Here is a 25661-nt window from a genome sequence, read left to right on the forward strand (position 1 = left end):
TTTTCGAAAATTCATTGTGCGAATGAAATCTACTGATTAAATCGCGCGTGAATCCCACGTAGGTGCGACCATATTTCCGGCTGTATAAAATGTAGACTACAAACTCATCCATATATCAAAAAAGCCCAACAAATGTTGGGCTTTCAAGTGTAGCGAAGACGGGAATTGAGCCCTGTCCGCCGCGGCGGATATGAATGCTGCGCTAATATTTCACATTTTGTTTTATCAAATCCCTCCCAACACCGGACTTCAGCCAAATTTCTCGGGATATTGCTGCGCCTTTTGTATTGAAAAATTCGACATGAATAACTTCCCAAGGCCTGTATTTTATGGTAAAACCTCTTTTCGAAAATTCATTGTGCGAATGAAATCTACTGATTAAATCGCGCGTGAATCCCACGTAGGTGCGACCATATTTCGTGCTGTATAAAATATAAACTACAAACTCATCCATATATCAAAAAAGCCCAACAAATGTTGGGCTTTAAAGTGTAGCGAAGACGGGAATTGAACCCGTGACCTCAGGGTTATGAATCCTGCGCTCTAACCAACTGAGCTACCTCGCCAAAAGCTTTTTCGTGAAGAGTTTTCCTGTTTTAAAACCATATCAAACTGCCTCGCCGATTAAAGTGGTGCAAAGATAAAAATAATTTGGAACTCAGCAAACAAATTATAGACTTAAATAACTGATGACATCTGCCGCATGGCTCGGCTTCGCGATGATTTTATTTGAAGCGTCGAGCACGAAGTATGTAGGCGTGGCGTGAACATTATATTTTTCTGCTACAGTGCTGTACCAGCCTTTGAGTTCAGTATCATTAATCCAGGGAAGACTTTTCACTTTATTATTGTATGCGTCTCTGTCATTATCAAGCGAAAAGGCAATAATTTCGATTTTCTTCGCTTTCATCGCATTATATTTCTCGATCAGTTTCGGTAAATCGGCCTCGCAATGAGAACATGTGGATGCCCAGAATACAATAACTTTCCGGTCGGCTTTTACATCATAAACAGATTTTGCCGTGGTATTGGTGGCTTGATTGAAGACATAATTTGAAAACTGAGCGCCGACTTCTGTATTCACATTGGTAGCGATGGTTTTAGACAAACGTTCATTGATCGTACACTTCAGGTTTTTGGCTTCTGTAAGATATTTGTCCTTCAGATCTTTCATTTCATAAATGTCGAAAATCTCAATTAGTTCAGACAAAACGGTCTGCCCGCGCGGTGTTTCGGTATTTACGGCTTTTAGCAATTTATCCACGTCCGCACTCAGATCTGCACCCGGATTTACATTTAAATATGAGATCAAAACAGGTCGCAGAAGCGATGATGTTTCGAGGAGATCATTTGTATTTGAGAGGAAATTTATAATCTCACTATGCGTCAGTGAAGAAGCATTTTTCTTGTCTACAAATTTTGCATAATTCGTCTGGTAATAGCTCACAAACGGATTGGCCGCCATGCTTTGCGCACTTATAGAAAGCTGTGCAATCTCTGTCTCCAGGGCTTTCCGGAAATCCGACGACGGCGGATAGTATTCTTTAATCTGATGAAGCGCCGGAAGTATATATTCACGTTTTTGCTGCGCATCCTGCAGTGAGTTCATCAGCGCGTTGCTCTGATCAAGGTACTGGATGTTGCTGATCTTTCCCTTGTCAGCATCGAATTTCATCTTCACATCACGGTTTTCAGAAATAAAATTGATCGAGGCATTCGCTTCAGGAAAATACAGTTTCATCATTCCGCTGTATGGCTTATCAACGGAGATTTGCCACGTATTTTCTTTGCGGACTGCTTTGGTGAAAAGCATATCCTTCGAACCGTTCAGAGTATAGAGATAAACTTCTTTTGGAGTAAAAGTAGCAGCGGATTCGATATTTATTTTAAACTGTGCTGAAAGGCTGCTTACAGCCATCAGACCTGCAATTGCAAAAACTTTTTTCATACCGTAAATATAAAAAAACTCACCGGATAAAGCGGTGAGTTTGAGGTTTCGAAAGTTTTGTCTCAAGCTGTTTTGCGTTGAATTTTATGCTGGAAAAGTAGAATTAAGGATATGGCAATAAAAATTAAGACATATACATACAGATCAATAGGAGAAGCCGGTTCACCCGGACCGGTTCCACCGCCGCCACCGCCCGGCGGAGCCGGAGGCACCTCAGCGTTCATCACCGCATTTATTCCGGTAAATAGGAATAAATATATTTTATTTAATAGTTTCATAATTTGTGTTTTAGTTTTATCTGACGATTTTCGAACTCATTTTTTCACCGGTTTCTGAAACAGCCGTCACTATGTAACCTGAACTGTTTTTAGAAAGATCGAGCCTGAAATCTTCAGCTGTGCTCACATCTTTGCCCGAAATCACCAGTTTACCGCTCAGGTCGTAAACGTTTACGGTAGCTCTCTTCCATGCCGGATCAAAACGAACTACATACGCATCAGCGGCCCTGTTGAAGACCACCATGGTGCGTGAAGGTTTCACCGCGCCGCCGGCGCCCAGGACCTGCTGTGGTTTGCCGTAATATAAACTGTATTGGTCACCGGTAACGGGAACAATTTGGTTCTGAAAGATCTCAGATTCAACACCGTTAATATCCCGGAAGTAAAATCCGATACCGGTGGAGAGTGCATGAGTGCCGTCCGTAAGCAACTCTGTATTTTCTCTGATTTCAAATTTTAAGGACTTAATTCCGGTGCTGTACAGCGCTAGCGGAACGGCTTTGCCTGTAAAGTTTGCTTCATTAGCTTCATTGATGTAAAGCCAGTATGCATTAGAAAAAGCCGGATCTATTCCACCGGTCGTGGCGTTCTCTTCGAAAGTACCGATAATATTGTCACTTCCAAGTGTAGACTGCGTGGTAGCATCTGTTGTATGACCTGAAACCGCTGTAGGATACACTGCATAATAAGTTCGTGACATTTCTTCGCCGAATTCATCCAGTGCAATGACGCCCAACTGTTTTACCGAACCGCCTAAAGATCTGGCATTCACTGAATAATTACCGGATGTACGCGGCGTATTTTTAAACCTCCTTAAATTATCAAAAGACAAAGTGCGGTTACCGCCGGATTCAGCTGCATTATCTCTCATTTTAATGACAAATGTCTGCATGGGTTTGATGATCAGACCTACGTCACCCACCGGAACGGGCGAGCCTGAAGTAAAGTTGATGAATTTAGCTCCCGTAGAATAGGTCGCGCCACCAGGAGTAGACTGCACCGTACCGGGATCATAGCGAATCCCCTGAATTGCCGACAATGCGTTGTTGTCCGTAGTGGTACCCGCTTCCACAATGCCGATCATACCTAAATCGAGGTTTGTGAGATATGGGTTACCAAACTGATACATATTGCGGCCAAATGTCCCTGTCCACAAATTGGTAGAAAAATCCCAGTTATCCTGCAGATAGGAGCTGTACCTTTCGTTATAGACGTTTCTCGCATTACCGCCGACGCCGAAATTAACACCCAAAGCAGCATCTTTCAGAAGTTCATTCACGCCGTTTGCTATCGGAACTCCTTTTACGGTGTATACACTTCCATTTGCAACGGGCGCATTGGCGGGCATTGCAGCAGGAGGATTTCCGGAATCGAAATTCTTTGAGCCAAACATATAGTAGGCTGTACTTTTCGGCGTAAGTGAAGTGACTGGAAGATTTGCAGATACAACAGTGGCGTTATTCCAGGTAAGCACTTCATCCTGGCTATAGCGACTATTTGAAAACGTTTTCCCAAATGTGCCGATTGCGTTTGTAGCACCTGACAGTGACGAAATCACTTTATTGTAGAAAGGCAATGAAATCTGCTGATACGTACCGTGTTTGGACGTACGGAACTCTTTGTCTACCACAGCAGTCAAGTTTGCACCCTGCGTAAGGCCCTGAATGTGCAGTTGCCCGTACGTGGAAGGACTTGAAGTGGAAGAATGGTTCACGGGATTGTTTAACCGGAGAATAAAGTTTCCGCCATCGGTCTTGTCAGCTGTTCCCGCTGCATTCAGTGTTTTAAAGACATCAGAAGCGGAGCCTTGGATCATCACGTTTCCCCGAACATCAAAAAGCCCTGTATCCCTGGTCTGCAGTCCACCGCCGTTATACACGAGTGTATTTTCGGCGACGAAAACTACTGCATCCTTGTTTACGTTCATCAGAACCTGAGCTGATACGGGAATGCTTATCGTTAAAAACGATATCAGTAGTAAATTTTTTTTCATCTTATTGTGTTTGTGTTTAAGCAAGGAAAACCTTACCCAATACAAATATATTTATTTTCAGGCAAACACAACAGAATAAATGAAAAGATTACAGGGTTATCGTTTCGGAATCAAGAATAATCTCATCCTGTGCTTCAATATCGAACATAAAGTCTTCGAGCACCTTTTCCGTAGTTCCGCGCAGGCCACGGGCACCCAAACCTTTGTCCATGGTTTCAGCCACAATAGCTTCCACGGCTTCATCAGTGAAAACCAGTTTCACACCGTCCATCTTGAAAAGTTCTACAAATTGATTGATGATTGAGTTCTTAGGTTCGCGCATGATGCGTACCATCGTTTCTTTGGTAAGCTTCTCAAGATAAGTGACGATCGGGAAACGGCCTAAGAGCTCCGGAATCAAACCGAATTTACGCAGATCGATCGCATTCAGTTGACTTAAGATATAATCTTCATCTTCAGTTTTACCCAGTTTTTCGGCACTGAAACCAATCGCCTGCTTATTGAGTCTGCGCTCGATGATCTCTTTAATCCCATCAAAAGCACCGCCCGCGATGAACAGGATATTCTGTGTGTTAACCTGGATGTATTTCTGGTCAGGATGCTTGCGCCCACCCTGTGGCGGCACATTTACGATGCTTCCCTCTAAAAGTTTCAAAAGTCCCTGCTGAACACCTTCACCCGAAACATCACGTGTGATACTTGGATTATCTGACTTGCGCGCGATTTTGTCGATCTCATCAATAAATACAATACCCCGCTCAGCTTTTTCCACGTCATAATCCGCTACCATCAGCAGGCGCGAAAGTATGCTTTCCACATCTTCGCCCACATAACCGGCTTCGGTAAGAATGGTGGCATCTACAATACAAAACGGAACATTCAGTTCACGCGCAATGGTTTTAGCCAGAAGCGTCTTTCCCGTTCCGGTTTCACCAATCATGATGATGTTAGATTTTTCAATCTCAATCTCGCGGTTTTCGTCTTTGGCGTGAAGAAGTCTTTTATAATGGTTGTAAACAGCGATGGAGAGTTGCTTTTTAGCCTGATCCTGACCAATGACATATTGATCGAGAAATGCTTTTATTTCTTTTGGTTTTTTCAGTTCAGCCATGCTGTCCGCCGGAGAATAAGAATCTGTCGCGGTGTTTTCTTTGATGATTGCGTGTGCCTGCTCAATGCAGTTTTCGCATATGAAACCTTCATTGCCGGAAATAAGGATTTGTACATCTTTTCTTTTCTTTCCGCAGAATGAACATTGGTTCGAATTCATAAAATATAGTAGAGTTTAATAAAGTAGTTCCGCTAAAAAGCAAAACTTAAAAAATTTTTAAGCGCCGACGATATGCTGCTGAATCGCCATGTATTCCTCCTTTGAAAGAGTAAGACGCGGATTGGCAAAATTCATGTCGGACATTGAACTGATCGGGATCAAGTGAATGTGCGCATGCGGCACCTCTAGGCCCACCACAGCTACAGCAATACGTTTGCCAGGATAAGCCACCTTCATTTTGTTGGCAACCGAGTGTGCAAAAGCCCAAAGTTCCTTAAAGTCATCCGCTTCCAGATCAAAAATCAGATCGGTTTCCTGCTTCGGAATGACAAGCGTGTGCCCTTCAACTAGGGGCATAGCATCCAGGAACGCAAGATGGCGGTCGTCTTCGGCAACCTTATAAGATGGAATCTCACCTGCGATAATTTTGGAAAATATTGAACTCATGGCCGGTACTGTTTAAATAAACAATTAAAGTGAAATCTCGAGCACTTCGAACGAAAGTTTATTTCCGTTCGGCAGCACGATGTCTGCTGTTTCACCCACGGTCTTACCTAAAAGTCCTTTGGCAATCGGTGTGTTAACCGAGATTTTGCCCGATTTCAGGTCGCTCTCGTTATCAGGCACCAGTGTAAATTTCTGCTCAGTTTTTGTAGCGCTGTTTAGTAAGCGAACAGTGGTAAGTATCGATACTTTGGAGGTATCAAGTTGTGTCTCGTCAATCACCTTAGAATTCACGATGAAGTCTTTCAGCTTCGAAATTTTCATCTCAAGCATGCCCTGCGCTTCCTTCGCCGCATCATACTCCGCGTTTTCAGAAAGGTCGCCTTTATCACGCGCCTCAGCGATCTGCTGGGTAATCTTTGGGCGCTCTACGGTTTCAAGCTGCTCCAGTTCTGCCTTCATTTTATCTAAACCATCTTTGGTTACATAACTTGCCATAATAAATGTGTTTAAGGTGAGTATAAAAAAATAATCCGACATTTGCCGGACAATCATTTCTGTGTAAATTCGTTTTACAAATATATAAATTTATTTCGAATGACGGTGAAAATTTCGTCCGCTATTTCTGCAATCGCACTCATTTTCAGCCTACTAATCCTATCATCTTGCCGCGAAAGGGAAGAAACTGTGCGCTGCTTTCCCGATGTTCCGGTAAACGTGATTCTGAACCTCAATCTTCCCGCTTATTATGAGCTGCAAAATGTGAACGGATGGATTTATGTAAACGAACAGCAGGCCGGGACACGTGGCCTTATCGTAGTGCGGACCACCAACGGATTCAAAATTTATGACCGCAATGCACCGCACCTTTGCCCCGGAAACGACACCACGCTGCGGGTAGAAAACGGCATCCGCATTGTTTGTCCGCAAGATGGCGCCGAATGGATCCTAATCACCGGTGAACCAATCAAAAACGCGCAGATCTCACCTAAAACATATCGCTACAACCTCGATCCAAGTGGTATTCTTACTATTTTTAATTAAAATTAATGAAAACTGTCATTCAAAGAGTTTCACAGGCGGATGTGACGGTGGACGGAATTGTTGCCGGTGAAATCGGTTACGGACTTTTACTGCTGGTAGGGATCGATGAAAACGATTCGACTGCAGATATTGACTGGCTCGTGCAGAAAATTCTGAACCTCAGGATTTTTGGTGACGATGAGGGCAAACTCAACCTTTCCGTTAAGGATATTAAAGGTGAAATACTTTGTATCAGCCAGTTTACGCTGATCGCAGATTACAAAAAAGGCAACCGCCCATCATTTATAAATGCGGCAAAACCGGACAAAGCGATGCCGTTATTTGAATATTTCAAAACAGAAATTACGAAATCGGGCCTAAGAACCGAAAGCGGAATTTTCGGCGCTGACATGAAAGTTTCACTGCTCAACGACGGTCCGGTGACGATCGTGATGGATTCTAAAACCAAAAATTAAAGCAGAAATCTCACCGCGAAAGTTAATTTTAAATATATTTGATTTTAACTAAAAAAAACGCGGATGAAAATTCTTTCCTTCCTGATCTTATCATGTTTTCTTATTGGTTGCAAACCTGAAAAATCTTCTCAAACGATCGTTTCAGCTGAACAGCTGCGGATTGACTCCATCAACGCACAACGCAGGAAGTGGAATGACAGTATCGCGATCCGCAATCAGCAAAATATCTTCAAAGACGAAAGCGGCAGCCACCGCCTGACATTCAGTTCGGATGGTGTGGCACCGTTTTCCGGAAATATAAAATTTGAAAAAACGTACCGTGATACCTATTCAGTTTCAGGAAATGCGGCGGCAGGAAGGAACAAAGTTTCTGTGAACGGGGAAATTATTAAAGTATCGGAGAGACATTTAAATTTCGATGGGGAGATCAGGCAGAAAATTAACGGCAAAACTTTTGTTCGGAATAAAAAGACAACATTCTTGAACGAAGGAACAGGCAACTTTTACCGACTTCAAAACAAGGTAAATTCCGACGGATTCATCGATTACATCGACATTTACTTCAAATAAATTCAGACGATATGCTTCACTACGAAATAGCCGGCAGCGGCAAAGAAAAACTGGTAATGCTCCACGGTTTTATGGAAAACAGCACCATCTGGAGTGAAATGGAACCCCGACTTTCCGAAAAATTCACGCTCATAAAAATCGACCTTCCGGGCCACGGAAAATCACCAATTTATGCGAAAGTACACACCATGGAACTGATGGCGGAAAAGGTGAAAGAAACTTTGGACAGCTTAAGTATTTCAAATTTCCATCTGCTTGGACATTCTATGGGAGGCTACACCGCGCTGGCATTTGCCGAAAAAAATCCGGAAATGCTGAAATCGCTCACGCTGTTTTTCTCAAGCTTTCTGGCAGACGATGATGAAAAAAAGGAACAGCGGCGAAAAAGTCTGCGTGTGATTGCAGAATCTTATCCTTCTTACGCAAGGGCGGGAATACCGAATCTTTTCAGCCAAAATGAAAAAGATATTTTAGAAGGCAAGATCGAAATGGCAAAAGAAATCGCGCTCACTACTCCCGTAGAAGGCGTTTTGGCCGCAGTGAAAGGGATGATAGAGCGCACCGACAAATCGGAACTACTGCAGTCTTTTCCGGGAAAAATTGTTGTACTTGCCGGAAAGCATGACGGTGCAGTGAAAAGCGAGAGTATATTGCGTCAGTTGCCCGACAAAACCAACATCAAATCTTATCTGCTCGATTGCGGACACAACGGACACTGGGAAAAGCCTTCAATTTGTGCCGAAATAATCAATACAGAACTTCTGCACAATTTGCCTAAAAACCTGGTGTTTTAAATGGGAATCGGCATTCTGATATTGTCAGCGCTTCTTTCACTATTTTTCATCCCAATCCCCTTAATCTACAACGTTTTTGACAAAAATGGGCCTAAAAACCTTCTGGAAGTTTACTGCTTTTATCGCGTTTCTGTATGTTTTGGCGGTGAGTCTGCTGGTATACGCCGCCTCGTTGGCGGATTACTAAAAATCTTCGTCCTCGATTTTTTCTTTAAAATCTTCGATGGTTCCTTCTAAATCTTTAAAGTATTTTCCGCCCGCAGCGTTGATATGTCCGCCGCCATTGAAATGATTTCTTGAAAACTGATTGACGTCCACATGATCTTTGGACCTGAAACTGATCTTGATGAAATCTTCATAAAGATCTTCCATAAAAAAGGCCGAAACCTGTGTCCCGAGAATGCTGAGACCATAATTAACAAACCCTTCTGTGTCGCCTTTCTGGAAACCATACTGCTTCAGTTCGTCTCTTTTTAAATATAAAACAGCTACTTTACCGTCTTTCACCACTTCTATTCGGCCTAAAATCAGCGCCAGCAAATGCAGTCTGGAAACCGTGTTAGTGTCCCAGGTATTTGAAGTAATCATCGCGGGATCGGCACCTTTTTCAATCAAATTAGCAACAATCCGGTGCGTTGTGGCGCTTGTAGAGCGGAATCTGAAGCCGCCGGTGTCTGTCATGATACCGGTATAAAGACATTCTGCGATATCCTGATTCACTTTATCTTCCTCTTCCAGTGCCTGAATGAAATGATAGATCATCTGCGAGGTGGCCGGAACCGTAACATCCGAATACACAAAATCAAAATCGTCGGGCTGCTGATGGTGATCGATCAGAATTTTGGTAGCGCGCGCCTTCTCAAGCCACGGACCTACAAGATTTCCGCTGCGGTGGGAGGCATTAAAATCCAAAATAAAAATAATATCGGCGTTGTATATAGCTTCGCCTGCAACTTTGCGTTTGTAATCTGCAATGATAATTTTTTTGGCTTCCGGCATCCATTTAAGAAACTTCGGAAAGTCATTCGGCACGATCACTTCTGCTTCAATTCCTAACTGACGGAGAAAATGTTTAAGGCCTAAACTGGAGCCAATTGCGTCACCATCAGGATTATAATGCGTAATAATGACAATATTTTTGTCCGGTGTAAGTATATTTTTAATGGAGGCTAACTCAGAAGACGTGAACATGTGTTTATTTATTTTTTTGAGATTTCAAATATAAGTTTTTAATATGCAAGCCTCCATAGGAAAGAACATTTCAAAACCAGATTTAAAACAAATTTTAATTTAAATTTGCACTCGCAAAGACGGATGCCTTGGTAAATAATGCACGGACCCAGCGCAACGATGCGGGAAAACCGTTTACACGAAATGAAAATCAATATTGTCTTAAAAATTATTGATTAATATTTGCAGAAAATAAAAACTTCGTTATCTTTGCAGTCTGAAAAATAAGACAGCGTTTATACTTAAAAATATTAGCAATGAGCAAAAGAACCTTCCAACCATCCGAAAGAAAAAGAAGAAACAAACACGGTTTCAGAGAGAGAATGTCGACGCCTAACGGAAGAAGAGTTCTGGCAGCGAGAAGAGCAAAAGGCAGAAAGAGTTTAAGCATTAGCGGAGTTCGCGCTAAGAGATAACCTCAGAAATTATCATATAAAAACATGCTTGAAAAGTGATTTTTCAGGCATTTTTTGTTGTTAAAATTTGCCAATTAGGCTTTCTTCAGGAAAGTTTTATTTATTTTTGAATGTAATTCATTAATCATTACAATGCCCGGTTCTACGGGTTTTTACTTAAATAATAAAGAAGCATTATGCCACACTCCTCTCACGAAGGTCACGATGTAATACAGCTAAATAACGCCAAAATAGCGCAGAAAAATTTCACGGTTCTCAATGCCGTGAATCTTAATATAAAACGGGGCCGCTTCTGCTACCTCATCGGGAAAACCGGTTCGGGGAAAAGCTCACTACTCAAGACACTTTACGGCCACATCCCACTTTCAGGCGGGCAGGGCCATGTTGCAGGTTTTAATCTTGAAAATCTTCGCGCCTCAGACGTACCCAATCTGCGCCGTAAACTCGGCATCGTATTCCAGGATTTTCAGCTGCTGACGGACAGATCAGTGGAAAAAAACCTCAGATTCGTTCTTGAAGCTACCGGCTGGAATGACAAAACAAAGATTGATGACCGTATCAACGAGGTGTTGGCGAGTGTCGGAATGAAATCTAAAAAACACAAGATGCCACACGAACTGTCGGGTGGTGAACAGCAGCGTATCGCGATCGCACGCGCGCTTCTGAACCATCCTGAACTTATTCTTGCCGATGAACCGACCGGAAACCTCGACCCGGAAACATCCAACGAAATCATGACTCTGCTGAAGCAGGTTGCATTTGAAAATAATTCGGCGGTGGTGATGGCGACGCATGACTATCACATGATCCAAAACTTCCCGGGTGAAGCGATTCGCTGTGAAGACGGCAAAGTGACTGTGCTGAATACAATGGAACTTTTCGAGTAAAGAACTGGAAATAATTAAACATAAAAAATCCTGCAAAATAATTCTGCAGGATTTTTTTATGTATTGTCTAAACCGAATCTTTAGCCTTTGAACTGACCCATCGCGATGAATTTGTCCTGGCGCTGAGTTTCGAGCTCTCTCCCGCTGAATGCCGAAAATGCTTTGATATTCTGAAGGATTGAAGTTTTCAGGTTATCAAACGCCACCTGAGGTTCGTAGTGAGCTCCACCAAGCGGCTCGGGAATGATCCCGTCAATGAATTTTTCGCGCAAAGCATCTTGCGGAGTCAGTTTCAGTGCGTTAGCTGCATCTTCCTTATGATCCCAATTTCGCCATAGGATCGACGAACAACTTTCAGGTGCGATAACGGTGTACCACGTGTTTTCTAACATATAAACCTTGTTTCCAACACCAATTCCCAATGCACCACCACTTGCTCCTTCGCCAATAACGTACACGAAAATCGGAGTTTTAAGCATCGTCATTTCAAAAATATTTCTTGCGATTGCCTCTCCCTGACCGCGTTCCTCTGCTTCAAGACCTGGATAAGCTCCCGGTGTATCAACCAATGATATTACTGGAATTCTAAATTTTTCCGCCAACTTCATCAGGCGAAGTGCCTTGCGGTAACCTTCCGGATTACTCATCCCAAAACGGCGATGCTGTCTTTCTTTGGTAGTACGACCTTTTTGCGTCCCGATGATCATCACGCGCTGACCGTCAATAGTAGCCAAACCGCCGATCATCGCCGGATCATCCGCAAAGTTACGGTCACCGTGAAGTTCAAGAAAACTGTCATTATCTACGATTCCTTTAATGAAATCGAGCGTATAAGGACGATCCGGATGACGCGATAGCTGCACGCGCTGCCACGGCGTAAGGTTGCCGTATATTTCTTTCTTTTTCTCGGTGATTTTATCTTCAATTTGAGAGCAGGCAAGTTTTACATCTACGCCGCTTTCTTCACCTACCAAAGAACAGGTCTGGTACTGATCCATCAGGTCTTTGATGGGAAGTTCAAAATTTAGGTATTCCATTGCTTCGGTTAAGAATTAATCTTTCAAATTTAGGGAAATTTATAGAAATCAGCCGATATTATTCACTGCATTTCGAATTCTTGCTACGCTTTCTTCAAGACCTAAAACCTCCAGAATCTCCGGCACATCGGGACCTTTCAGTTCGCCCACGATTGCCAGACGCAGCGGCATCATCACCTTTCCCATTCCAAGACCATTGCTCTCGGCGAAAGTCTGAATTTTATTTTTAAGTGTGTCGTGCTCAAAAGAATCTACGGTTCCCAGCTCTGACGCGAATTTCATCATAACATCTTTTGCGTCAGCGTTCCACGCTTTCTTCACTGCTTTTTCGTCATAGGAAACAGGCGCTTCGAAAAAGAAAATTCCGTCGCGGTAAATATCTTTCACGAAAACAGCGCGGTCTTTCATCAAAGAAATAACATTGAGAAGTTTTTCATCACTGAAGTTGCTGAAATCAGCACCTTCAACCTCCTTTAATAAAGGCAGGATTTCCTCAGCTGATTTTTGTTTTAAATATTCATGGTTAAACCATTCTGCTTTTTCCTTATTGAAACGCGCACCTGCTTTGTGAACTTTATTCAGGTCAAATTCTGCGGACATTTCATCTAACGAGAGGATTTCCCGGTCATTTGCAGGCGTCCAGCCAAGCAGCGCAACCATGTTGATAAACGCTTCGGCAAGATAACCTTCTTCGCGGTAGCCTTTCGAAACGTTGCCGGTTTCAGGATCTTTAAAATTTAACGGAAATACCGGAAACCCGAATTTGTCTCCATCACGCTTGCTGAGTTTGCCTTTACCTTCAGGTTTAAGAATTAAAGACAAATGCGCAAACTGAGGTCTCTCCCAGCCCATTGCCTCATATAAAAGATAATGAAGTCCGAGCGATGGCAACCATTCTTCACCGCGGATCACATGAGAAATCTTCATTTCGTGATCATCGATGATGTTGGCAAAATGGTAGGTTGGCATTCCGTCCTGCTTTACCAAAACTTTATCATCAAGTGTATCGGTGTTGACGGAGAATCTGCCGCGGATGATGTCTTCAAGATTTAAAACTCTGTTTTCAGGCATCTTAAAGCGTACAACATAAGGTACTTTTTGCTCCAAAAGTTGCTTCACTTCTTCCTCGGAAAGTGTAATTGAATTTTTAAGCCGGTTCCGCGTGATGAAATTATAAGCGAAAACATCACCTTTTGCTTCATATTCTTTACGGATCTCATCGAGTTCTTCAGGCGTATCAAAAGCCAGATACGCGTAATCTGTTTTAAGGATTTGTTCTAAATATCTATCGTAAATCTCGCGGCGCTCAGACTGTCTGTACGGCGCATAGGGACCGCCGTGTTTTGGGCTTTCATCAGGAACAATTCCGCACCATGCCAGCGCTTCCATGATGTAATCTTCGGCACCTTCCACATATCTGGCCGTATCTGTATCTTCTATCCTCAAAACGAACTCGCCGCCCTGGTTTTTAGCAAAAAGATAATCATAAAGGGCAGTTCTCACGCCACCAAGATGCAGAGGCCCGGTAGGGCTGGGTGCAAAACGCACTCTTACTTTGTTCATACCTGAAAATTTAAGGTGCAAATTTAGGTAAAAATTGAGTGGTTGAAAATGTTGGGATATTTTATTTAGTTTTGCATTTAAATTAGTGAAAAATGCTTGAAGTAGGTGACAGACCGTGGGGAAAATATTATGTTTTGGCTGATGAGCCACACTACAAACTAAAACGCATTGAAGTAGAGCCTGGACATAAATTATCTTACCAATATCACCACCACCGCCAGGAATACTGGACGGTTGTGCAGGGAAACGCGGTGGTAACACTGGATGACCAAGATCACAGTCTCTCTTATGGCGAAAGCATATCAATACCTCAAGGCGCCCGCCACCGGATAAAAAACACAGGCTCAGACCTGCTGATTTTCGTGGAAGTACAGACGGGTACGTATTTTGGTGAAGATGATATCGTGAGACTTGAGGATGATTATAAAAGGATATAAACCACTGATACTGCAATGAAGTTTGTAAATCTGAAAAAGAAACTGAAGCAGTATAAACGCGACAGAAAATTCATCAAAGCTGCACGCCGGGTTATTTCTCGATTAGAAAGCCCCGCGTTTCTGCAGGATAAACAGCCTTCTTTCCCCGAAACAGCTAACCCCGAAGTGAGTATCATCATTCCGGCGTACAACCAGATTTCCTTCACGCTCAACTGCCTTTACTCTATTTACCAGCATGAAGACGATATCGCGAAAGAAATCATCGTTGTAGATGACGCCAGCACAGATGAGACCCGACAAATTTTATCGCAGATATCAGGCGTCAAGCTTATCTCAAACACCGAAAACATCGGCTATCTGAAAAGCGTGAACCTGGCAATCAAGCAAGCTGCAGGACACTTTATCTACGTGCTTAACAATGACACCAAAGTGCAGGAAGGATACCTGAAATCCTTAGTTGATGTATTTAAAACCCATGAAAATGTTGGAGCAGTTGGTTCAAAACTAATCTTTCCCAATAATGAACTTCAGGAAGCAGGCTGCCTTGTCTTTAAAAATAAAATGATTGTGAACAGGGGCGCAGGACAGTCAATCGATGCTCCGCAGTTTAATTTTTTACGCAAGGTAGATTATGTCTCAGGATGCAGCTTACTCTTTAAAAGACTAAATGCAGCAGGCCAACTGAATTTGTATGACGAAATCTATGCACCGGCATACTTCGAGGAGAATGACTTCTGCATGAAGCTGAAGCACGAACAGGTCCTTGACACTTATTATCAGCCGCGGTCTGAAGTGATTCATTTTGAAAACGTAAGTTACAGCAGCGCAAATCTTGCTAAGGAAAGCCTAATGGCGAGAAATTCCACAATATTTTTCGAAAGATGGCAGAATAAGCTGGAAGAAACCTGGCTGCCGGGCGACAAATTTTATCGCGTAAACGATAATGCCGCTTACTGCAAAAGCATCCTGATTACGGAAGAATACATGCCTAAATTCGATCAGGATTCGGGTTCTAACCGGTTTACCGAAATCGTAAAAATCCTTGTCAAAAATAATCACAAAATTTATCTGCTGATAAAAAATGAATTTTGGGAAGGTGATACTGAATACATTAAGCAGTTTCAGGATTTAGGCGTCGAGCTTTTACAGGATTACGTCACGCCGGCTGGTAAGATCGTGCGGAAGTCTGCGCAACTTTCACAAATTAAAAACACAGTGGATTTTATATGGATTTTCCGTCCGGAAGGCTACGAATACTATTTAGATTTCATTAAACCTGTCGGTTTCAAAGCAAAAGTGATTTATGATACAGTTGATCTCCACTATCTGAGATTTGAACGGGAAAAAGAATATTTCACCAAAGACAAAAAGACATTAAAGAAAGAAAAGAAGGTTTGCCGACTCGAACAGTCGGCCTTGAAAGCGGCCGATGTGGTAATTGCGATAAGCGACAAGGAGAAAGAAACACTCGAAAAAACCGGTTTGTATGCAGAGAAAATAGCCGTGGTGAGCAATATTCATTCTTTGAAGACGCATCTTGGAACGAAGGCTTTCAGCGAGCGCGAAGGGCTGATTTTCATTGGCGGATATAACCATAAACCCAATGTTGATGCTGTCTTGTACCTTTACCATCAGATCATGCCGTTGGTTTGGAAGCAGAATTCCGGCATTAAAGTTTTCATTGTCGGACACAATGTTCCGCCCGAACTCGAAGCTTTACATTCCGAGAATTTCGTGATTTTAGGTTACCAAAAAAGTATAGACAATCTTTTCCTTAGTGCTAAAGCCATGGTTGCTCCGCTTCGTTACGGCGCCGGCGTGAAGGGCAAAATTGGCCAGGCTCTGGAGTTTGGTCTGCCGGTGATTTCCACCACCATTGGGATCGAAGGAATGAAACTGGAGTCAGGCGTAAGTGCGCTGGTGGCTGAAGTTTTAGATCCGGAAACTTTCGCAAAGCATATCCTGCACTTATACGAAGACGAAAATCTTTGGAACATTCTGCATCAAGGCACGCACAGCGCATTAAAATATTTCACACCGGAAAATCAGTCTGAAAATATTGCAGAACTTCTTTCGAACCTGGGTTAGATAAACTTAAAACATTAATCGGCGAGAATCCGTTTAATCCATTCAGAAAAACTGTAGTTCCGCACTACGTTTTCCGGTAAATTGAAATACGGTTTACTTACAAATTCTGAGATTCCTGCGAGGTTGTCATTTTCGAGAATGAAAATATTATCGGGATAATAAAAATCGTAATTGCGCACTTCAGGATTGTCTGTAATTATTTTTTTGCGGTAACGCATCGCTTCGAAAAACCTGATTGACAGACCATTATGCCGTGGATCGATAAAATCGAGCAGAACATCTGATTTCTTCACATTCTCAATATTTTCTGCAAATGTGATCCGCTGGTCGATGTAATTAATATTTGGATTTCTGAGCGGGTTCGGATCAAACTCCTGAAGATAAATATCGAGTTTAAATCCGTTCAACAGCGCGAATTCTACAAATTTATCGATCTTTTCGCGGCGGTTTTCCCAATCGAGACCTACAAAATAGAAGACGGGCTCCGGATTTTGAACTATTAAATCAGTTTCCTGAAAACCATCAGAATCGAAGTAAAAGTTCGTCGTCTTTTGAATGTTTGCCACTCCGGGAACATTTTCGAAGCAGAAAAAAGAATCGAAGAATTTAAAATAATTCTTTACCTCAGGAAATTTTTCAATCCCATCCCATTGGTACGCGATGAATTTCCGGCTTTTAGATTTTAATTCTTTAATTACCGAAACCGGGAAAGCGTCCGGCCGAATCACCAATGTATAATCAAATGTTTCGTGTATGCGGTTGGCCAACTCCAAAAGTTTTCTTTCTTCCTGAGCAGCCACGAGCTTTTTTTTAAAGTGCTTATCTTTTAAAAATGTCTTACGGTAAAAATTGATGATCCTGTCGGCACGCTGATATTTAAACGGTGAAATCTTGTCCGTCATCAGCTGAGTCTCAAAGCCTAAGAACTTTAAATTCTTAATGAAAAGGTCCGGAAAATCCGAATAATCGGGCATCACCAGCAGAAATTTTTTGGGATTTTCCATCATTTTTGAAGTTGGCGGATTTGAAGAACACGCTTTATCTTCCTCAAACTGTTCACCGGATTTTTAAAGAAATATTTTTTAATAATTGGAAATGGTTGCAGGGACAGCGTGTTAAGCGTGCGGTAATACACCGAATTGTTAAATGAAAGCAAATTTTTCCCATCCAAACTTACGTAGCTCTCTTTCAAAGCAGATTCTAACCTTTCAAATATTCCGCTACTGAGTTTCGATTCTTCACGGATTGCAAAATCCAGGAAGATCTTTTTGATATAAACGGCATACCACGCGGCGACGGTCCCAAAACGCGGGTTTCGTGCGTACTTCTGAACAATTTCTTCCATCACCTTAATATATGAATCCAAATTCCTGTCCGAGACATTCTGTGTGATAGAACCCTGATTGTCAATCCTATAAAAATAGGTTTCCTTATTGACAAACTTTACATTTTGCGCCACAAGCATTGTTTCAAAAAACCAAAGCTCATCTTCGTGCAGAATGCCCGGCCTGAAACGGAGATTGTTCTTATCTAGAAATTCTTTGCGGTACAGTCTGTTTTGCGCTACGGGCGAAAGTCCGCTTTCCATCGTGCGAATTAAAACTTCGAAATCATCATTAATAAATGTTACATCGCCTTCTTTCGGATGCAGCAAGTGCGAAACCTTCGTTATCTTATGATCCGTAAACGTGGAATTGACGGTGATTCCGGAAACAATATCGTTATTTTCATAAGCAGAAACCAAGATATGCAACGCGTCCGTACTTAAAACATCATCAGAATCAAGAAAAAACAACAAATCTCCGGCTGCTGATTCGATTCCGCGGTTTCGCGTCGAAGACAAACCCGCGTTTTCCTGTGTGAAAACTTTTAATTTTGGATTTTGAGCTGCAAACTCAATCAGGATTTCCAGTGTTTCATCCCTGCTGCCATCATTTATTAAAATGCATTCCCAGTTCCCGTAATCCTGCGCAACCACCGAATTTACACACGCTGCGAGGTATTTTGCGGCGTTATAGCACGGTACGACGATGGAAACGAGCGGTTTTTCTTTCATTTTTTTGAAATCAACTTTGTATAGATCGCCGGGAAAAAATAATACATCCGAACATAAAAATAATATTCCAAACCAATATCCGTAATGGGATACTGAAGAAACGAGCGGAAAGATTTCCTGATGATTTCCTTTTCGGCCTCCATCTCATTATGGTCTGTATTTCTGAGGATTCTTTTCAAAACCATCAGCAGTTTGCGGATAATATTTTTGGTAACCGGACTTTTTTCTTCCAGCGGCATCGTGAATCTCCCAAAACTGTACACTTTCATGATCGCGAGATAAAACTGGTAGGCAGTCTCGGGCGAAAGATTATGCGAGAGACTGGCGGAATGCTGGATGTAGTGGTACAACTGATCGTTAGATTTTGCCACTTTCACCGCTTTATTGAAGATTTTAAACAATGTAGAATAATCTTCAAAACACTTCAGATCTTCCGGGAATTTAATGTCACGAACCAAATCTGCCCGGTAAAGTTTGCCCCACGGATGACTTTGGATCACCTCATCCTCCAGTAAAAGCAACAGCGCTCTTCGCCCGTCAAAAACACTTTCGTCCGAAACCGGTTTCTGGAAAACGACATTTCCGGCATCATCTTCGTAGGCGGCTTCCACAATCGCAATGTCCGCACCTTCATTTTGAATTAACGAAAACAGTTTTTCGCAATAATTAGGTTCCACCCAATCATCGGAATCCACGAAACAAATGTAGCTCCCTGTCGCACTTTCCACGCCACTATTCCGGGCTTTTGAAACTCCTGAATTGGTTTGTCTGAGAATTTTTATTCTGCCGTCAGTTGAACTGAATTCTTCATAAATTACAGCGCCTTCATCAGTCGAACCATCATCAACTACAATAATTTCGAGGTTGTTGTAGGTTTGCCCGACAACACTGCTGAGACACCGTTCCAACGTGTGTGCGGCGTTATAAATTGGGATGATAAGGCTGATCAGCGGAGAATTATCCATGCAAGGGTGATTGACGAAATTTTTAAAAATTAAAAGGTGTAAATTTTAATTAAAAATAATTGTTGAGATTTTCCCTTAGATAAAGATTTTCGCGGTGGTTAATGATGCAATTTAACGGAAAATAATAAGGCGCACAAATTTTAGATAACCGCGCTTTTACACTACTTTTGGATGGCATTTGCGCATGACACTCCGTTTCTAATTTAAAGAAAAGAATCAATGAATATTGTTTATCTGGTTTTCGGCGATAAAATAGATCATTACCAGCAGGTTTATTTCTCCATTCACACCGCGATGGCGCGTAAATCGAGTGATGACCGCATCTTGGTAGTTGCGGAAAATCCAGATTTGTTTAATTCGATTGGAGAAAGAATTGAGATTATCCCGATTGACCGTAAAAAAATCACTGAATGGGAAGGCGAACACAAATTCTTTTGGCGGGTGAAAATTAAAGCGCTTGAACATGTAGCGGAAAAGTATCCGGATGAAGACCTACTTTACCTTGATGGTGACACGTTTTTTTATGAAAATGCCGATGAGTTGCGCGCTAAACTGCAAAGTGGCCAAAACTTCATGCATCTCGAAGAAGGTAAACTGGCCAAGTTAAAATCAAAAACCGAACGTAAAATGTGGCAGCAGATGCAGGGAAAAACATATTCGGGGATTAAAATTGACGAAAACTCAGCGATGTGGAACGCAGGCCTGATCGCTATTTCACATAAAAACTTTGCCTGCCTCAAACTTACTTTAGATATCACTGATGCGATGTGCGCAGACGGTGTCACGCGCAGGCTGATTGAGCAGTTCGCGTTTTCATTGGGACTAAACGCGTACTCCAGTCTTAAACCGGCAGACCACGTTGTGGGACATTATTGGGGAAACAAAAACCAATGGAATACTCTCATCAGCAACTTTCTTAAAGTCGCGTTCATGAAACACTATTCTTTAGAAAAAATCATCGAAGAAGTGAAGGAAATGGATTTTACAAAAATCCCCATCCGCGTTCGGGAATCGAGCACCCAACGTAAACTGACTAAGTTTGTAGACAGTTTTTACGAAGATTTGAAGCCAGTTTATATCCGGAAATAAAATATCAGCGCTTAAGAGACACTTCAGACCTTATTTTTAATATGCGGAAAGTTTCATGCACGTAAAGACTTTGCAAGTAACTGATTTTCAAACCGTTTACACCATCCAGAACACCCAGTTTCAGGAAATATGTCTTAACGAATTTGAATACAACCTTCCCGAAATGCGTCAGTACTGAATATCGCTGCCCTCTTTCTGCCAATTCCGATCCTTTCAGTGAGCCGTAAGACAACATTTTAGATTTGAACTGCTCAAAATTCTCAAAGGAATAATGCAGAAGTTTGTGCTTTAAAATACCTGTACTTCCCTGCACGTCGAGCGTTTCGTGTACTCTTTTATGTTCTACATAATGCGCTTTGCTCTTGCGGAAAAGCCTGAAATTCTTATCATTCTGCGTGTCTGAAAACCTGATTTTTTTCCGTCCCACAAAAAAGCTTCTGTACATATAGTACGCGTCATTTTTGGTGGCTGAATTGATAACGTTAATAATTTCAGCTCGCAGTTTAGTAGTGATACGTTCATCACCGTCCAAGAACAGTACCCAGTCATTTGCGGAAGCCTGCAGCGCAAGATTTCGCTGTTTGGTGAAATCTTCAAAAACATGCTGAATGACTTTTACTTTTGGATGTTTTGAGGCAATCTCCACCGTTTTGTCTGTACTGAAAGAATCTACCACGATGATTTCGTCGCAAAAATCAAAACATTCAAGAACTTCCTGAATGTTTTTTTCTTCGTTATACGTGATAATTAACCCGCTTATTTTTTCGTTAGGCGTCAAGATTTAAGCTTTGTTAAATTCTGATATCGTCTTTGAAATGATTTCAACACAATCCAAAATCTGCTCCTCAGTAATTACCAACGGCGGTGCCAAACGGATGATGTTTCCGTGCGTAGGTTTCGCCAGAAGACCGTTTTCTTTCAGTTTCAGACAAAGGTTCCATGCGGTTTTGCTTTCGGGTGTGTCATTTATTAGAACTGCATTCAGCAAACCTTTTCCCCGAACTCCACTGATCAAATCGGTTTTCTCAATTAATTTTTGAATTTCAGCACGGAAAAGCTGTCCCAAATTTTCTGCTCGTTCAGACAGATTTTCTTCCGCTACAACATCCAACGCGGCTATCGCAACAGCGCACGCGAGTGGATTTCCTCCGAATGTTGATCCGTGTTGTCCCGGCTGAATCACGTTCATGATCTCGTTATTGGCCAACACCGCCGAAACGGGATACATACCGCCAGACAAAGCTTTTCCCAAGACCAGAATATCGGGCTGAACGTCCTCGTGATGACACGCGATCAGTCTCCCGGTGCGGGCGATACCGGTCTGCACCTCATCTGCGATAAAAAGTACGTTGTGCTGTTTACACAACGCTGAAGCCTGCTTCAAAAACCCTTCGTCCGGAACATACACACCGGCCTCGCCCTGGATAGGTTCCACTAAAAATGCAGCGATATTCTGCGCGTCATTTTTCAAAACATCCTCAAGTGCTGCAAGATCATTGTATGGAATCTTTATAAATCCCGGTGTGAAGGGACCGTAGTTTTTGCTCGCATCCGGATCGTTTGAAAATGAGACAATAGTCGTCGTGCGTCCGTGGAAATTGTTCTCGCAAACAATGATTTTTGCTGAGTTTTCCGCAATTCCTTTCACTTCATAGCTCCATTTTCGGGCAAGTTTGACAGCTGTTTCTACAGCTTCCGCACCCGAATTCATCGGCAAAACCTTATCGAAGCCGAAAAGTGACGTGATCTTCTTTTCGTACTCGCCCAGTTTGGAATTGTGAAATGCTCTGGATGTCAAAGCCAAGGTCTGCGCCTGGTCTGTAAGTGCTTTCACGATTATTGGATGCGAATGCCCCTGGTTCACCGCCGAATAAGCCGACAGAAAATCATAATATCTTTTACCTTCAACATCCCACACAAAAACACCTTCGCCACGATCAAGAACCACCGGGAGCGGATGATAATTGTGTGCGCCGTATTTGTCTTCCAGTTCGATATAATAGCTTGAGGGATTTTGTGTAGCGTTCATTATTTTTTAAAATTTTGGTTCAAGTGCGTCTTTTTTTAGCGCAATTTTTTAATCATTGAAGACTCAATGATTCTTACAAAAATACTCAATTTTTGATGGATGCGGCAAACGCAGCGTATTGATAATTAGATAAAAAAACACCAGCGTAGATACGCTGGTGTTTTTAGCTATTTAAAGGAAAAGCTTTTAGTTATTCTCGAACCGTTTGTCCATTTTGAAATCCTCCATGAATTTGGTGGTGTAGTTTCCTGCCAGATAATCTTCGTCTTCCATCAATTGACGGTGGAACGGAATGGTAGTTTTCACGCCTTCAATATAGAATTCCTCCAGTGCGCGGCGCATTTTTGCAATGGCTTCTTCGCGCGTCTGGGCGGTGGTGATAAGTTTGGCGATCATCGAATCATAATTCGAAGGGATAGAATAACCTGAGTAAACATGCGTATCTACACGAATACCGTGACCTCCGGGGATGTTCAGACCCGTGATTTTGCCCGGCGACGGACGGAAATCACTGTACGGATCTTCCGCGTTGATTCTACATTCTATGGAATGCAGCTTTGGGTAGTAGTTCTTTCCGGAAATCGGGCTGCCAGACGCAAGTAAGATTTGCTCACGAATCAGGTCATAATCTACAACCTGCTCCGTAATCGGGTGTTCTACCTGGATCCGAGTGTTCATTTCCATGAAATAGAAGTTTCGGTCTTTATCAACCAGGAATTCGATGGTTCCAACGCCTTCATATTTAATGTATTCAGCGGCTTTCACGGCTGCTGCACCCATCTTTTCACGAAGTTCATCCGTCATAAACGGCGACGGTGTTTCTTCCGTCAGCTTCTGGTTTCTTCTCTGTACGGAACAGTCTCTTTCTGAAAGATGACATGCTTTGCCATATTGGTCACCTGCAATCTGAATCTCGATATGACGTGGTTCAACGATGAGTTTCTCCATGTACATACCTCCGTTTCCAAAGGCGGCAGTAGCTTCCTGTACCGCAGAATCCCAATGTTCATGCAGGTCTTCGGCTTTCCAAACGGCACGCATACCTTTACCGCCACCACCGGCAGTTGCTTTGATCATCACGGGGTAACCCATTTCTTCAGCAAGTTTTGCAGCGGTTTCATAAGAATCAATCAAGCCTTCTGAACCCGGAACACATGGTACGCCGGCTTCCTTCATTGTGGCTTTCGCGTTGGCTTTATCGCCCATACGGTCGATCTGGTCGGGTGTGGCGCCAATAAATTTAATTCCGTTTTCCTGGCAAATTCTGGAAAAATTAGAATTTTCCGACAGGAAACCGTAACCCGGATGTATCGCATCAGCATTTGTAATTTCGGCTGCCGCGATGATATTAGAGATCTTTAAGTATGAATCTTTACTCATCGGTGGCCCGATGCAAACCGCTTCATCCGCAAAACGCACATGCAGGCTGTCTTTGTCAGCGGTGGAATATACGGCAACCGTCTTTATGCCCATTTCCTTGCACGTCCGCAGGATGCGCATGGCGATTTCGCCTCTGTTTGCAATCAATATTTTTTTGAACATCGTACTTGAAATTTTAAATTTTGAATTTTGAATTTTAAATTTTATTAGATGAGCTTCATCTAAAATCTATAATCTCTAATTTAAAATTTCTTAAGATGGATCTACCAGGAATAATGGCTGGTCATATTCAACCGGAGTGGCATCATCAACCAAAATTTTAACAATCTTACCTGAAATTTCAGACTCAATCTGGTTAAATAATTTCATCGCTTCAATAACGCAAACCACTTTGCCAACAGAAACTTCATCGCCCACGTTGACGAAAACGTCTTTGTCTGGTGAAGGTTTTCTGTAGAAAGTACCAATCATCGGAGATTTGATCGTCACAAAATTGCCCTCATCTGATGCATTGTCCGCCGGTTGTGAAGGTGCAGCAGCGGCAGCCGGTGCGTGAGGCGCGTGACCTGGAGCCTGTGGCGCGGTATGATATACGGCAGGTTGTGGCATATAACTCATCTCATTCCCGCCAAGTGGGGTTTTGATGGTAATTTCAAAATCTTTGGTTTTGTATTTTACTTCAGAAACTTCTGCTCTTGAAACGAATTTAATAAGGTTTTGGATGTCTTTTATGTCCATGATTGTGGAGTTTGATTGTTATGCCAAAGATACTAAAAATGATTAAAAATGAACAAAAAACCACTCAATTTGAATAAAAATGAGTGGTTTTTGTATAAAAATAAAGAAATTATAGAATTACTCTTCTAGTTTTCTTCTGTGGTTTCTACTTCTTTTTCCATTACTACTTTACCTCTGTAGTAAAGTTTACCTTCATGCCAGTGTGCACGGTGGTACAGGTGAATTTCGCCGGAAGCGGCATCTTTTGCAAGCTGGGGAACTACTGCTTTGTAGTGAGTTCTGCGCTTATCTCTTCTTGTGGACGATTGTCTTCTCTTTGGATGTGCCATTTTCTTATAATTTTGTTTGATGAGCGATGAGGATTTGATTGCTCAAGCTCATCATAATAAACTATTTTTAATTTTTATCTTTTAATTTCTTAAGGGCTGCCCATCGCGGGTCTACCACTTCTTCTTCCTTCTCTTCTACTTTCGGACTGAACCTTTCTACGATCTGCAGATCTTCCTCGGACACATCCGGTGAGATTTTCTTCATCGGAATCGCCAGCACTACACTTTCATATATGAGCTGCGCGGCATTGAAGGCATGATCTGACGCGGGAATCGTTATTACATCTTCCTCGCTGTCGTCATATTCTTCCCCGAATTTCACCAGGACATTTAATTCGTTTTCTACCGGGTAAGTAAATTCATCTGTAGTGATATCACAAATGAGCGCTACCGTACCTTTTGTTTTAATGTTCATTTCCAAAAACGTAGTATGCTTGTCCATTAAGACATCCACCACAATTTTTGGTTCTGAAAATTCCTGTTCAGTATCGAAAAGTTGAAAGAACGATTTATCTATCTCAAACTGGAATTGGTGCCGACCGTTTTTCTGTCCCGAAAACACGATGTCGTAGTTTCTTAGCCTGTCCATAAAATGAGTGTGCAAAAATATGCATTTTTTTT

The 25661-nt window shown here is 42.3% G+C and carries 29 protein-coding genes and 1 tRNA gene; 9 read left to right on the forward strand and 21 right to left on the reverse strand.

What is annotated here, in order from left to right; all coding sequences use genetic code 11:
- The 9 genes from H9628_RS00275 to greA all read right to left on the reverse strand — a co-directional run.
- Window positions 1-112, reverse strand: a 112-nt coding sequence (locus H9628_RS00275; protein WP_251832901.1) for a GIY-YIG nuclease family protein, incomplete at its 3' end; no start/stop codon positions are given.
- Window positions 113-202: 90 nt separating this feature from the next.
- Window positions 203-454: a GIY-YIG nuclease family protein gene (locus H9628_RS00280; protein ID WP_251832118.1), complete on the reverse strand. Its 252-nt coding sequence runs from the start codon at window positions 452-454 to the stop codon at window positions 203-205.
- 38 nt (window positions 455-492) lie between these two features.
- A tRNA-Met gene (locus H9628_RS00285) sits at window positions 493-566 on the reverse strand.
- Window positions 567-670: 104 nt separating this feature from the next.
- A complete protein-coding gene (locus H9628_RS00290) occupies window positions 671-1948 on the reverse strand; it encodes a peroxiredoxin family protein (protein WP_251832119.1) in 1278 nt (425 codons plus the stop codon).
- Window positions 1949-2010: 62 nt separating this feature from the next.
- Entirely contained in the window at window positions 2011-2226 is a 216-nt protein-coding gene (locus H9628_RS00295; protein ID WP_251832120.1) for a signal peptidase, read from the reverse strand.
- Window positions 2227-2242: 16 nt separating this feature from the next.
- A complete protein-coding gene (locus tag H9628_RS00300; RefSeq protein WP_251832121.1) occupies window positions 2243-4219 on the reverse strand; it encodes a T9SS type A sorting domain-containing protein in 1977 nt (658 codons plus the stop codon).
- Between the two features lie 88 nt (window positions 4220-4307).
- Window positions 4308-5489 carry an ATP-dependent Clp protease ATP-binding subunit ClpX gene (gene clpX, locus H9628_RS00305; protein ID WP_251832122.1) on the reverse strand — a complete coding sequence of 394 codons (1182 nt, stop codon included), beginning with the start codon at window positions 5487-5489 and terminating at the stop codon, window positions 4308-4310.
- A gap of 57 nt (window positions 5490-5546) precedes the next feature.
- Window positions 5547-5936, reverse strand: a complete 390-nt coding sequence (locus H9628_RS00310; protein WP_251832123.1) for an HIT family protein — start codon at window positions 5934-5936, stop codon at window positions 5547-5549.
- A gap of 24 nt (window positions 5937-5960) precedes the next feature.
- Complete coding sequence (gene greA, locus H9628_RS00315) at window positions 5961-6431, reverse strand: transcription elongation factor GreA (protein ID WP_251832124.1); 471 nt, start codon at window positions 6429-6431, stop codon at window positions 5961-5963.
- A 99-nt stretch (window positions 6432-6530) separates the two neighbouring features.
- Here greA and H9628_RS00320 point away from each other — a divergent pair, with 99 nt between their 5' ends.
- The 4 genes from H9628_RS00320 to H9628_RS00335 all read left to right on the forward strand — a co-directional run bounded on the left by H9628_RS00320 (window position 6531) and on the right by H9628_RS00335 (window position 8796).
- Complete coding sequence (locus tag H9628_RS00320) at window positions 6531-6977, forward strand: hypothetical protein (RefSeq protein ID WP_251832125.1); 447 nt, start codon at window positions 6531-6533, stop codon at window positions 6975-6977.
- A gap of 5 nt (window positions 6978-6982) precedes the next feature.
- A complete protein-coding gene (gene dtd, locus H9628_RS00325) occupies window positions 6983-7432 on the forward strand; it encodes a D-aminoacyl-tRNA deacylase (protein WP_251832126.1) in 450 nt (149 codons plus the stop codon).
- A 63-nt stretch (window positions 7433-7495) separates the two neighbouring features.
- Window positions 7496-8002: a hypothetical protein gene (locus H9628_RS00330; RefSeq protein WP_251832127.1), complete on the forward strand. Its 507-nt coding sequence runs from the start codon at window positions 7496-7498 to the stop codon at window positions 8000-8002.
- Between the two features lie 11 nt (window positions 8003-8013).
- Window positions 8014-8796, forward strand: a complete 783-nt coding sequence (locus tag H9628_RS00335) for an alpha/beta fold hydrolase (protein ID WP_251832128.1) — start codon at window positions 8014-8016, stop codon at window positions 8794-8796.
- Window positions 8797-8979: 183 nt separating this feature from the next.
- On the opposite strand, the gene H9628_RS00340 is transcribed toward H9628_RS00335, so the two are convergent.
- Window positions 8980-9987, reverse strand: coding sequence for a DHH family phosphoesterase (locus tag H9628_RS00340; RefSeq protein WP_251832129.1), 1008 nt, complete (start codon window positions 9985-9987; stop codon window positions 8980-8982).
- Between the two features lie 296 nt (window positions 9988-10283).
- On the opposite strand from H9628_RS00340, the gene rpmH reads away from it, so the two are divergent.
- The gene (gene rpmH, locus H9628_RS00345; RefSeq protein ID WP_251832130.1) at window positions 10284-10442 is read left to right on the forward strand and encodes a 50S ribosomal protein L34; all 159 of its coding nucleotides are present in this window, start codon (window positions 10284-10286) and stop codon (window positions 10440-10442) included.
- Between the two features lie 176 nt (window positions 10443-10618).
- Window positions 10619-11329: a cell division ATP-binding protein FtsE gene (locus tag H9628_RS00350; protein ID WP_251832131.1), complete on the forward strand. Its 711-nt coding sequence runs from the start codon at window positions 10619-10621 to the stop codon at window positions 11327-11329.
- Window positions 11330-11409: 80 nt separating this feature from the next.
- On the opposite strand, the gene H9628_RS00355 is transcribed toward H9628_RS00350, so the two are convergent.
- Together H9628_RS00355 and gltX are read right to left on the reverse strand one after the other, a co-directional pair.
- Window positions 11410-12366 (reverse strand): acetyl-CoA carboxylase carboxyltransferase subunit alpha, encoded by a 957-nt coding sequence (locus H9628_RS00355; RefSeq protein ID WP_251832132.1) that lies wholly within the window; start codon window positions 12364-12366, stop codon window positions 11410-11412.
- A 48-nt stretch (window positions 12367-12414) separates the two neighbouring features.
- On the reverse strand, window positions 12415-13929 hold the full coding sequence (gltX, locus tag H9628_RS00360; protein WP_251832133.1) for a glutamate--tRNA ligase: 1515 nt from the start codon (window positions 13927-13929) through the stop codon (window positions 12415-12417).
- A gap of 92 nt (window positions 13930-14021) precedes the next feature.
- Here gltX and H9628_RS00365 point away from each other — a divergent pair, with 92 nt between their 5' ends.
- Window positions 14022-14366, forward strand: a complete 345-nt coding sequence (locus H9628_RS00365) for a phosphomannose isomerase type II C-terminal cupin domain (RefSeq protein WP_251832134.1) — start codon at window positions 14022-14024, stop codon at window positions 14364-14366.
- 15 nt (window positions 14367-14381) lie between these two features.
- Window positions 14382-16454 (forward strand): glycosyltransferase, encoded by a 2073-nt coding sequence (locus tag H9628_RS00370; RefSeq protein ID WP_251832135.1) that lies wholly within the window; start codon window positions 14382-14384, stop codon window positions 16452-16454.
- A gap of 14 nt (window positions 16455-16468) precedes the next feature.
- On the opposite strand, the gene H9628_RS00375 is transcribed toward H9628_RS00370, so the two are convergent.
- Genes H9628_RS00375 through H9628_RS00385 form a run of 3 tightly spaced genes read right to left on the reverse strand, consistent with a single transcriptional unit; the run spans window position 16469 to window position 19475 of the window.
- The gene (locus H9628_RS00375; protein ID WP_251832136.1) at window positions 16469-17461 is read right to left on the reverse strand and encodes a hypothetical protein; all 993 of its coding nucleotides are present in this window, start codon (window positions 17459-17461) and stop codon (window positions 16469-16471) included.
- Entirely contained in the window at window positions 17458-18510 is a 1053-nt protein-coding gene (locus H9628_RS00380; RefSeq protein ID WP_251832137.1) for a glycosyltransferase, read from the reverse strand. The genes H9628_RS00375 and H9628_RS00380 overlap by 4 nt, the downstream gene beginning before the upstream one ends.
- Complete coding sequence (locus tag H9628_RS00385) at window positions 18507-19475, reverse strand: glycosyltransferase family 2 protein (RefSeq protein ID WP_251832138.1); 969 nt, start codon at window positions 19473-19475, stop codon at window positions 18507-18509. Before H9628_RS00385 ends, H9628_RS00380 begins: the two co-directional genes overlap by 4 nt.
- Before the next feature lie 219 nt (window positions 19476-19694).
- Between H9628_RS00385 and H9628_RS00390 the strand changes: the two genes are divergently transcribed.
- Entirely contained in the window at window positions 19695-20564 is an 870-nt protein-coding gene (locus H9628_RS00390) for a hypothetical protein (RefSeq protein WP_251832139.1), read from the forward strand.
- A gap of 4 nt (window positions 20565-20568) precedes the next feature.
- Here H9628_RS00390 and H9628_RS00395 read toward each other — a convergent pair whose 3' ends face one another.
- The 6 genes from H9628_RS00395 to H9628_RS00420 form a co-directional block, all read right to left on the reverse strand.
- On the reverse strand, window positions 20569-21342 hold the full coding sequence (locus H9628_RS00395) for a glycosyltransferase family 2 protein (RefSeq protein ID WP_251832140.1): 774 nt from the start codon (window positions 21340-21342) through the stop codon (window positions 20569-20571).
- A gap of 3 nt (window positions 21343-21345) precedes the next feature.
- On the reverse strand, window positions 21346-22593 hold the full coding sequence (rocD, locus tag H9628_RS00400) for an ornithine--oxo-acid transaminase (protein WP_251832141.1): 1248 nt from the start codon (window positions 22591-22593) through the stop codon (window positions 21346-21348).
- A 186-nt stretch (window positions 22594-22779) separates the two neighbouring features.
- Window positions 22780-24135, reverse strand: a complete 1356-nt coding sequence (gene accC, locus H9628_RS00405; protein ID WP_251832142.1) for an acetyl-CoA carboxylase biotin carboxylase subunit — start codon at window positions 24133-24135, stop codon at window positions 22780-22782.
- Between the two features lie 90 nt (window positions 24136-24225).
- Window positions 24226-24711, reverse strand: coding sequence for an acetyl-CoA carboxylase biotin carboxyl carrier protein (accB, locus tag H9628_RS00410; protein ID WP_251832143.1), 486 nt, complete (start codon window positions 24709-24711; stop codon window positions 24226-24228).
- Window positions 24712-24836: 125 nt separating this feature from the next.
- Window positions 24837-25040 (reverse strand): 50S ribosomal protein L32, encoded by a 204-nt coding sequence (gene rpmF, locus H9628_RS00415; RefSeq protein WP_251832144.1) that lies wholly within the window; start codon window positions 25038-25040, stop codon window positions 24837-24839.
- A gap of 67 nt (window positions 25041-25107) precedes the next feature.
- Window positions 25108-25629 (reverse strand): YceD family protein, encoded by a 522-nt coding sequence (locus H9628_RS00420; RefSeq protein WP_251832145.1) that lies wholly within the window; start codon window positions 25627-25629, stop codon window positions 25108-25110.
- Window positions 25630-25661: the final 32 nt, after the last annotated feature.

Origin of the sequence: Kaistella pullorum, assembly GCF_014837035.1 — a bacterium.
GTDB classification, from domain to species: domain Bacteria; phylum Bacteroidota; class Bacteroidia; order Flavobacteriales; family Weeksellaceae; genus Kaistella; species Kaistella rhinocerotis.

Coding starts and splice junctions, on each gene's coding strand:
- H9628_RS00290 (WP_251832119.1), bottom strand. CDS start 1,948: ATGAAAAAAGTTTTTGCAATTGCAGGTCTGATGGCTGTAAGCAGCCTT.
- H9628_RS00350 (WP_251832131.1), top strand. CDS start 10,619: ATGCCACACTCCTCTCACGAAGGTCACGATGTAATACAGCTAAATAAC.
- clpX (WP_251832122.1), bottom strand. CDS start 5,489: ATGAATTCGAACCAATGTTCATTCTGCGGAAAGAAAAGAAAAGATGTA.
- dtd (WP_251832126.1), top strand. CDS start 6,983: ATGAAAACTGTCATTCAAAGAGTTTCACAGGCGGATGTGACGGTGGAC.
- H9628_RS00340 (WP_251832129.1), bottom strand. CDS start 9,987: ATGTTCACGTCTTCTGAGTTAGCCTCCATTAAAAATATACTTACACCG.
- H9628_RS00335 (WP_251832128.1), top strand. CDS start 8,014: ATGCTTCACTACGAAATAGCCGGCAGCGGCAAAGAAAAACTGGTAATG.
- H9628_RS00355 (WP_251832132.1), bottom strand. CDS start 12,366: ATGGAATACCTAAATTTTGAACTTCCCATCAAAGACCTGATGGATCAG.
- H9628_RS00375 (WP_251832136.1), bottom strand. CDS start 17,461: ATGATGGAAAATCCCAAAAAATTTCTGCTGGTGATGCCCGATTATTCG.
- accB (WP_251832143.1), bottom strand. CDS start 24,711: ATGGACATAAAAGACATCCAAAACCTTATTAAATTCGTTTCAAGAGCA.
- rpmH (WP_251832130.1), top strand. CDS start 10,284: ATGAGCAAAAGAACCTTCCAACCATCCGAAAGAAAAAGAAGAAACAAA.
- rpmF (WP_251832144.1), bottom strand. CDS start 25,040: ATGGCACATCCAAAGAGAAGACAATCGTCCACAAGAAGAGATAAGCGC.
- H9628_RS00390 (WP_251832139.1), top strand. CDS start 19,695: ATGAATATTGTTTATCTGGTTTTCGGCGATAAAATAGATCATTACCAG.
- H9628_RS00320 (WP_251832125.1), top strand. CDS start 6,531: ATGACGGTGAAAATTTCGTCCGCTATTTCTGCAATCGCACTCATTTTC.
- H9628_RS00385 (WP_251832138.1), bottom strand. CDS start 19,475: ATGGATAATTCTCCGCTGATCAGCCTTATCATCCCAATTTATAACGCC.
- greA (WP_251832124.1), bottom strand. CDS start 6,431: ATGGCAAGTTATGTAACCAAAGATGGTTTAGATAAAATGAAGGCAGAA.
- H9628_RS00300 (WP_251832121.1), bottom strand. CDS start 4,219: ATGAAAAAAAATTTACTACTGATATCGTTTTTAACGATAAGCATTCCC.
- H9628_RS00370 (WP_251832135.1), top strand. CDS start 14,382: ATGAAGTTTGTAAATCTGAAAAAGAAACTGAAGCAGTATAAACGCGAC.
- H9628_RS00365 (WP_251832134.1), top strand. CDS start 14,022: ATGCTTGAAGTAGGTGACAGACCGTGGGGAAAATATTATGTTTTGGCT.
- H9628_RS00420 (WP_251832145.1), bottom strand. CDS start 25,629: ATGGACAGGCTAAGAAACTACGACATCGTGTTTTCGGGACAGAAAAAC.
- H9628_RS00380 (WP_251832137.1), bottom strand. CDS start 18,510: ATGAAAGAAAAACCGCTCGTTTCCATCGTCGTACCGTGCTATAACGCC.
- H9628_RS00295 (WP_251832120.1), bottom strand. CDS start 2,226: ATGAAACTATTAAATAAAATATATTTATTCCTATTTACCGGAATAAAT.
- rocD (WP_251832141.1), bottom strand. CDS start 22,593: ATGAACGCTACACAAAATCCCTCAAGCTATTATATCGAACTGGAAGAC.
- H9628_RS00310 (WP_251832123.1), bottom strand. CDS start 5,936: ATGAGTTCAATATTTTCCAAAATTATCGCAGGTGAGATTCCATCTTAT.
- accC (WP_251832142.1), bottom strand. CDS start 24,135: ATGTTCAAAAAAATATTGATTGCAAACAGAGGCGAAATCGCCATGCGC.
- gltX (WP_251832133.1), bottom strand. CDS start 13,929: ATGAACAAAGTAAGAGTGCGTTTTGCACCCAGCCCTACCGGGCCTCTG.
- H9628_RS00330 (WP_251832127.1), top strand. CDS start 7,496: ATGAAAATTCTTTCCTTCCTGATCTTATCATGTTTTCTTATTGGTTGC.
- H9628_RS00280 (WP_251832118.1), bottom strand. CDS start 454: ATGGATGAGTTTGTAGTTTATATTTTATACAGCACGAAATATGGTCGC.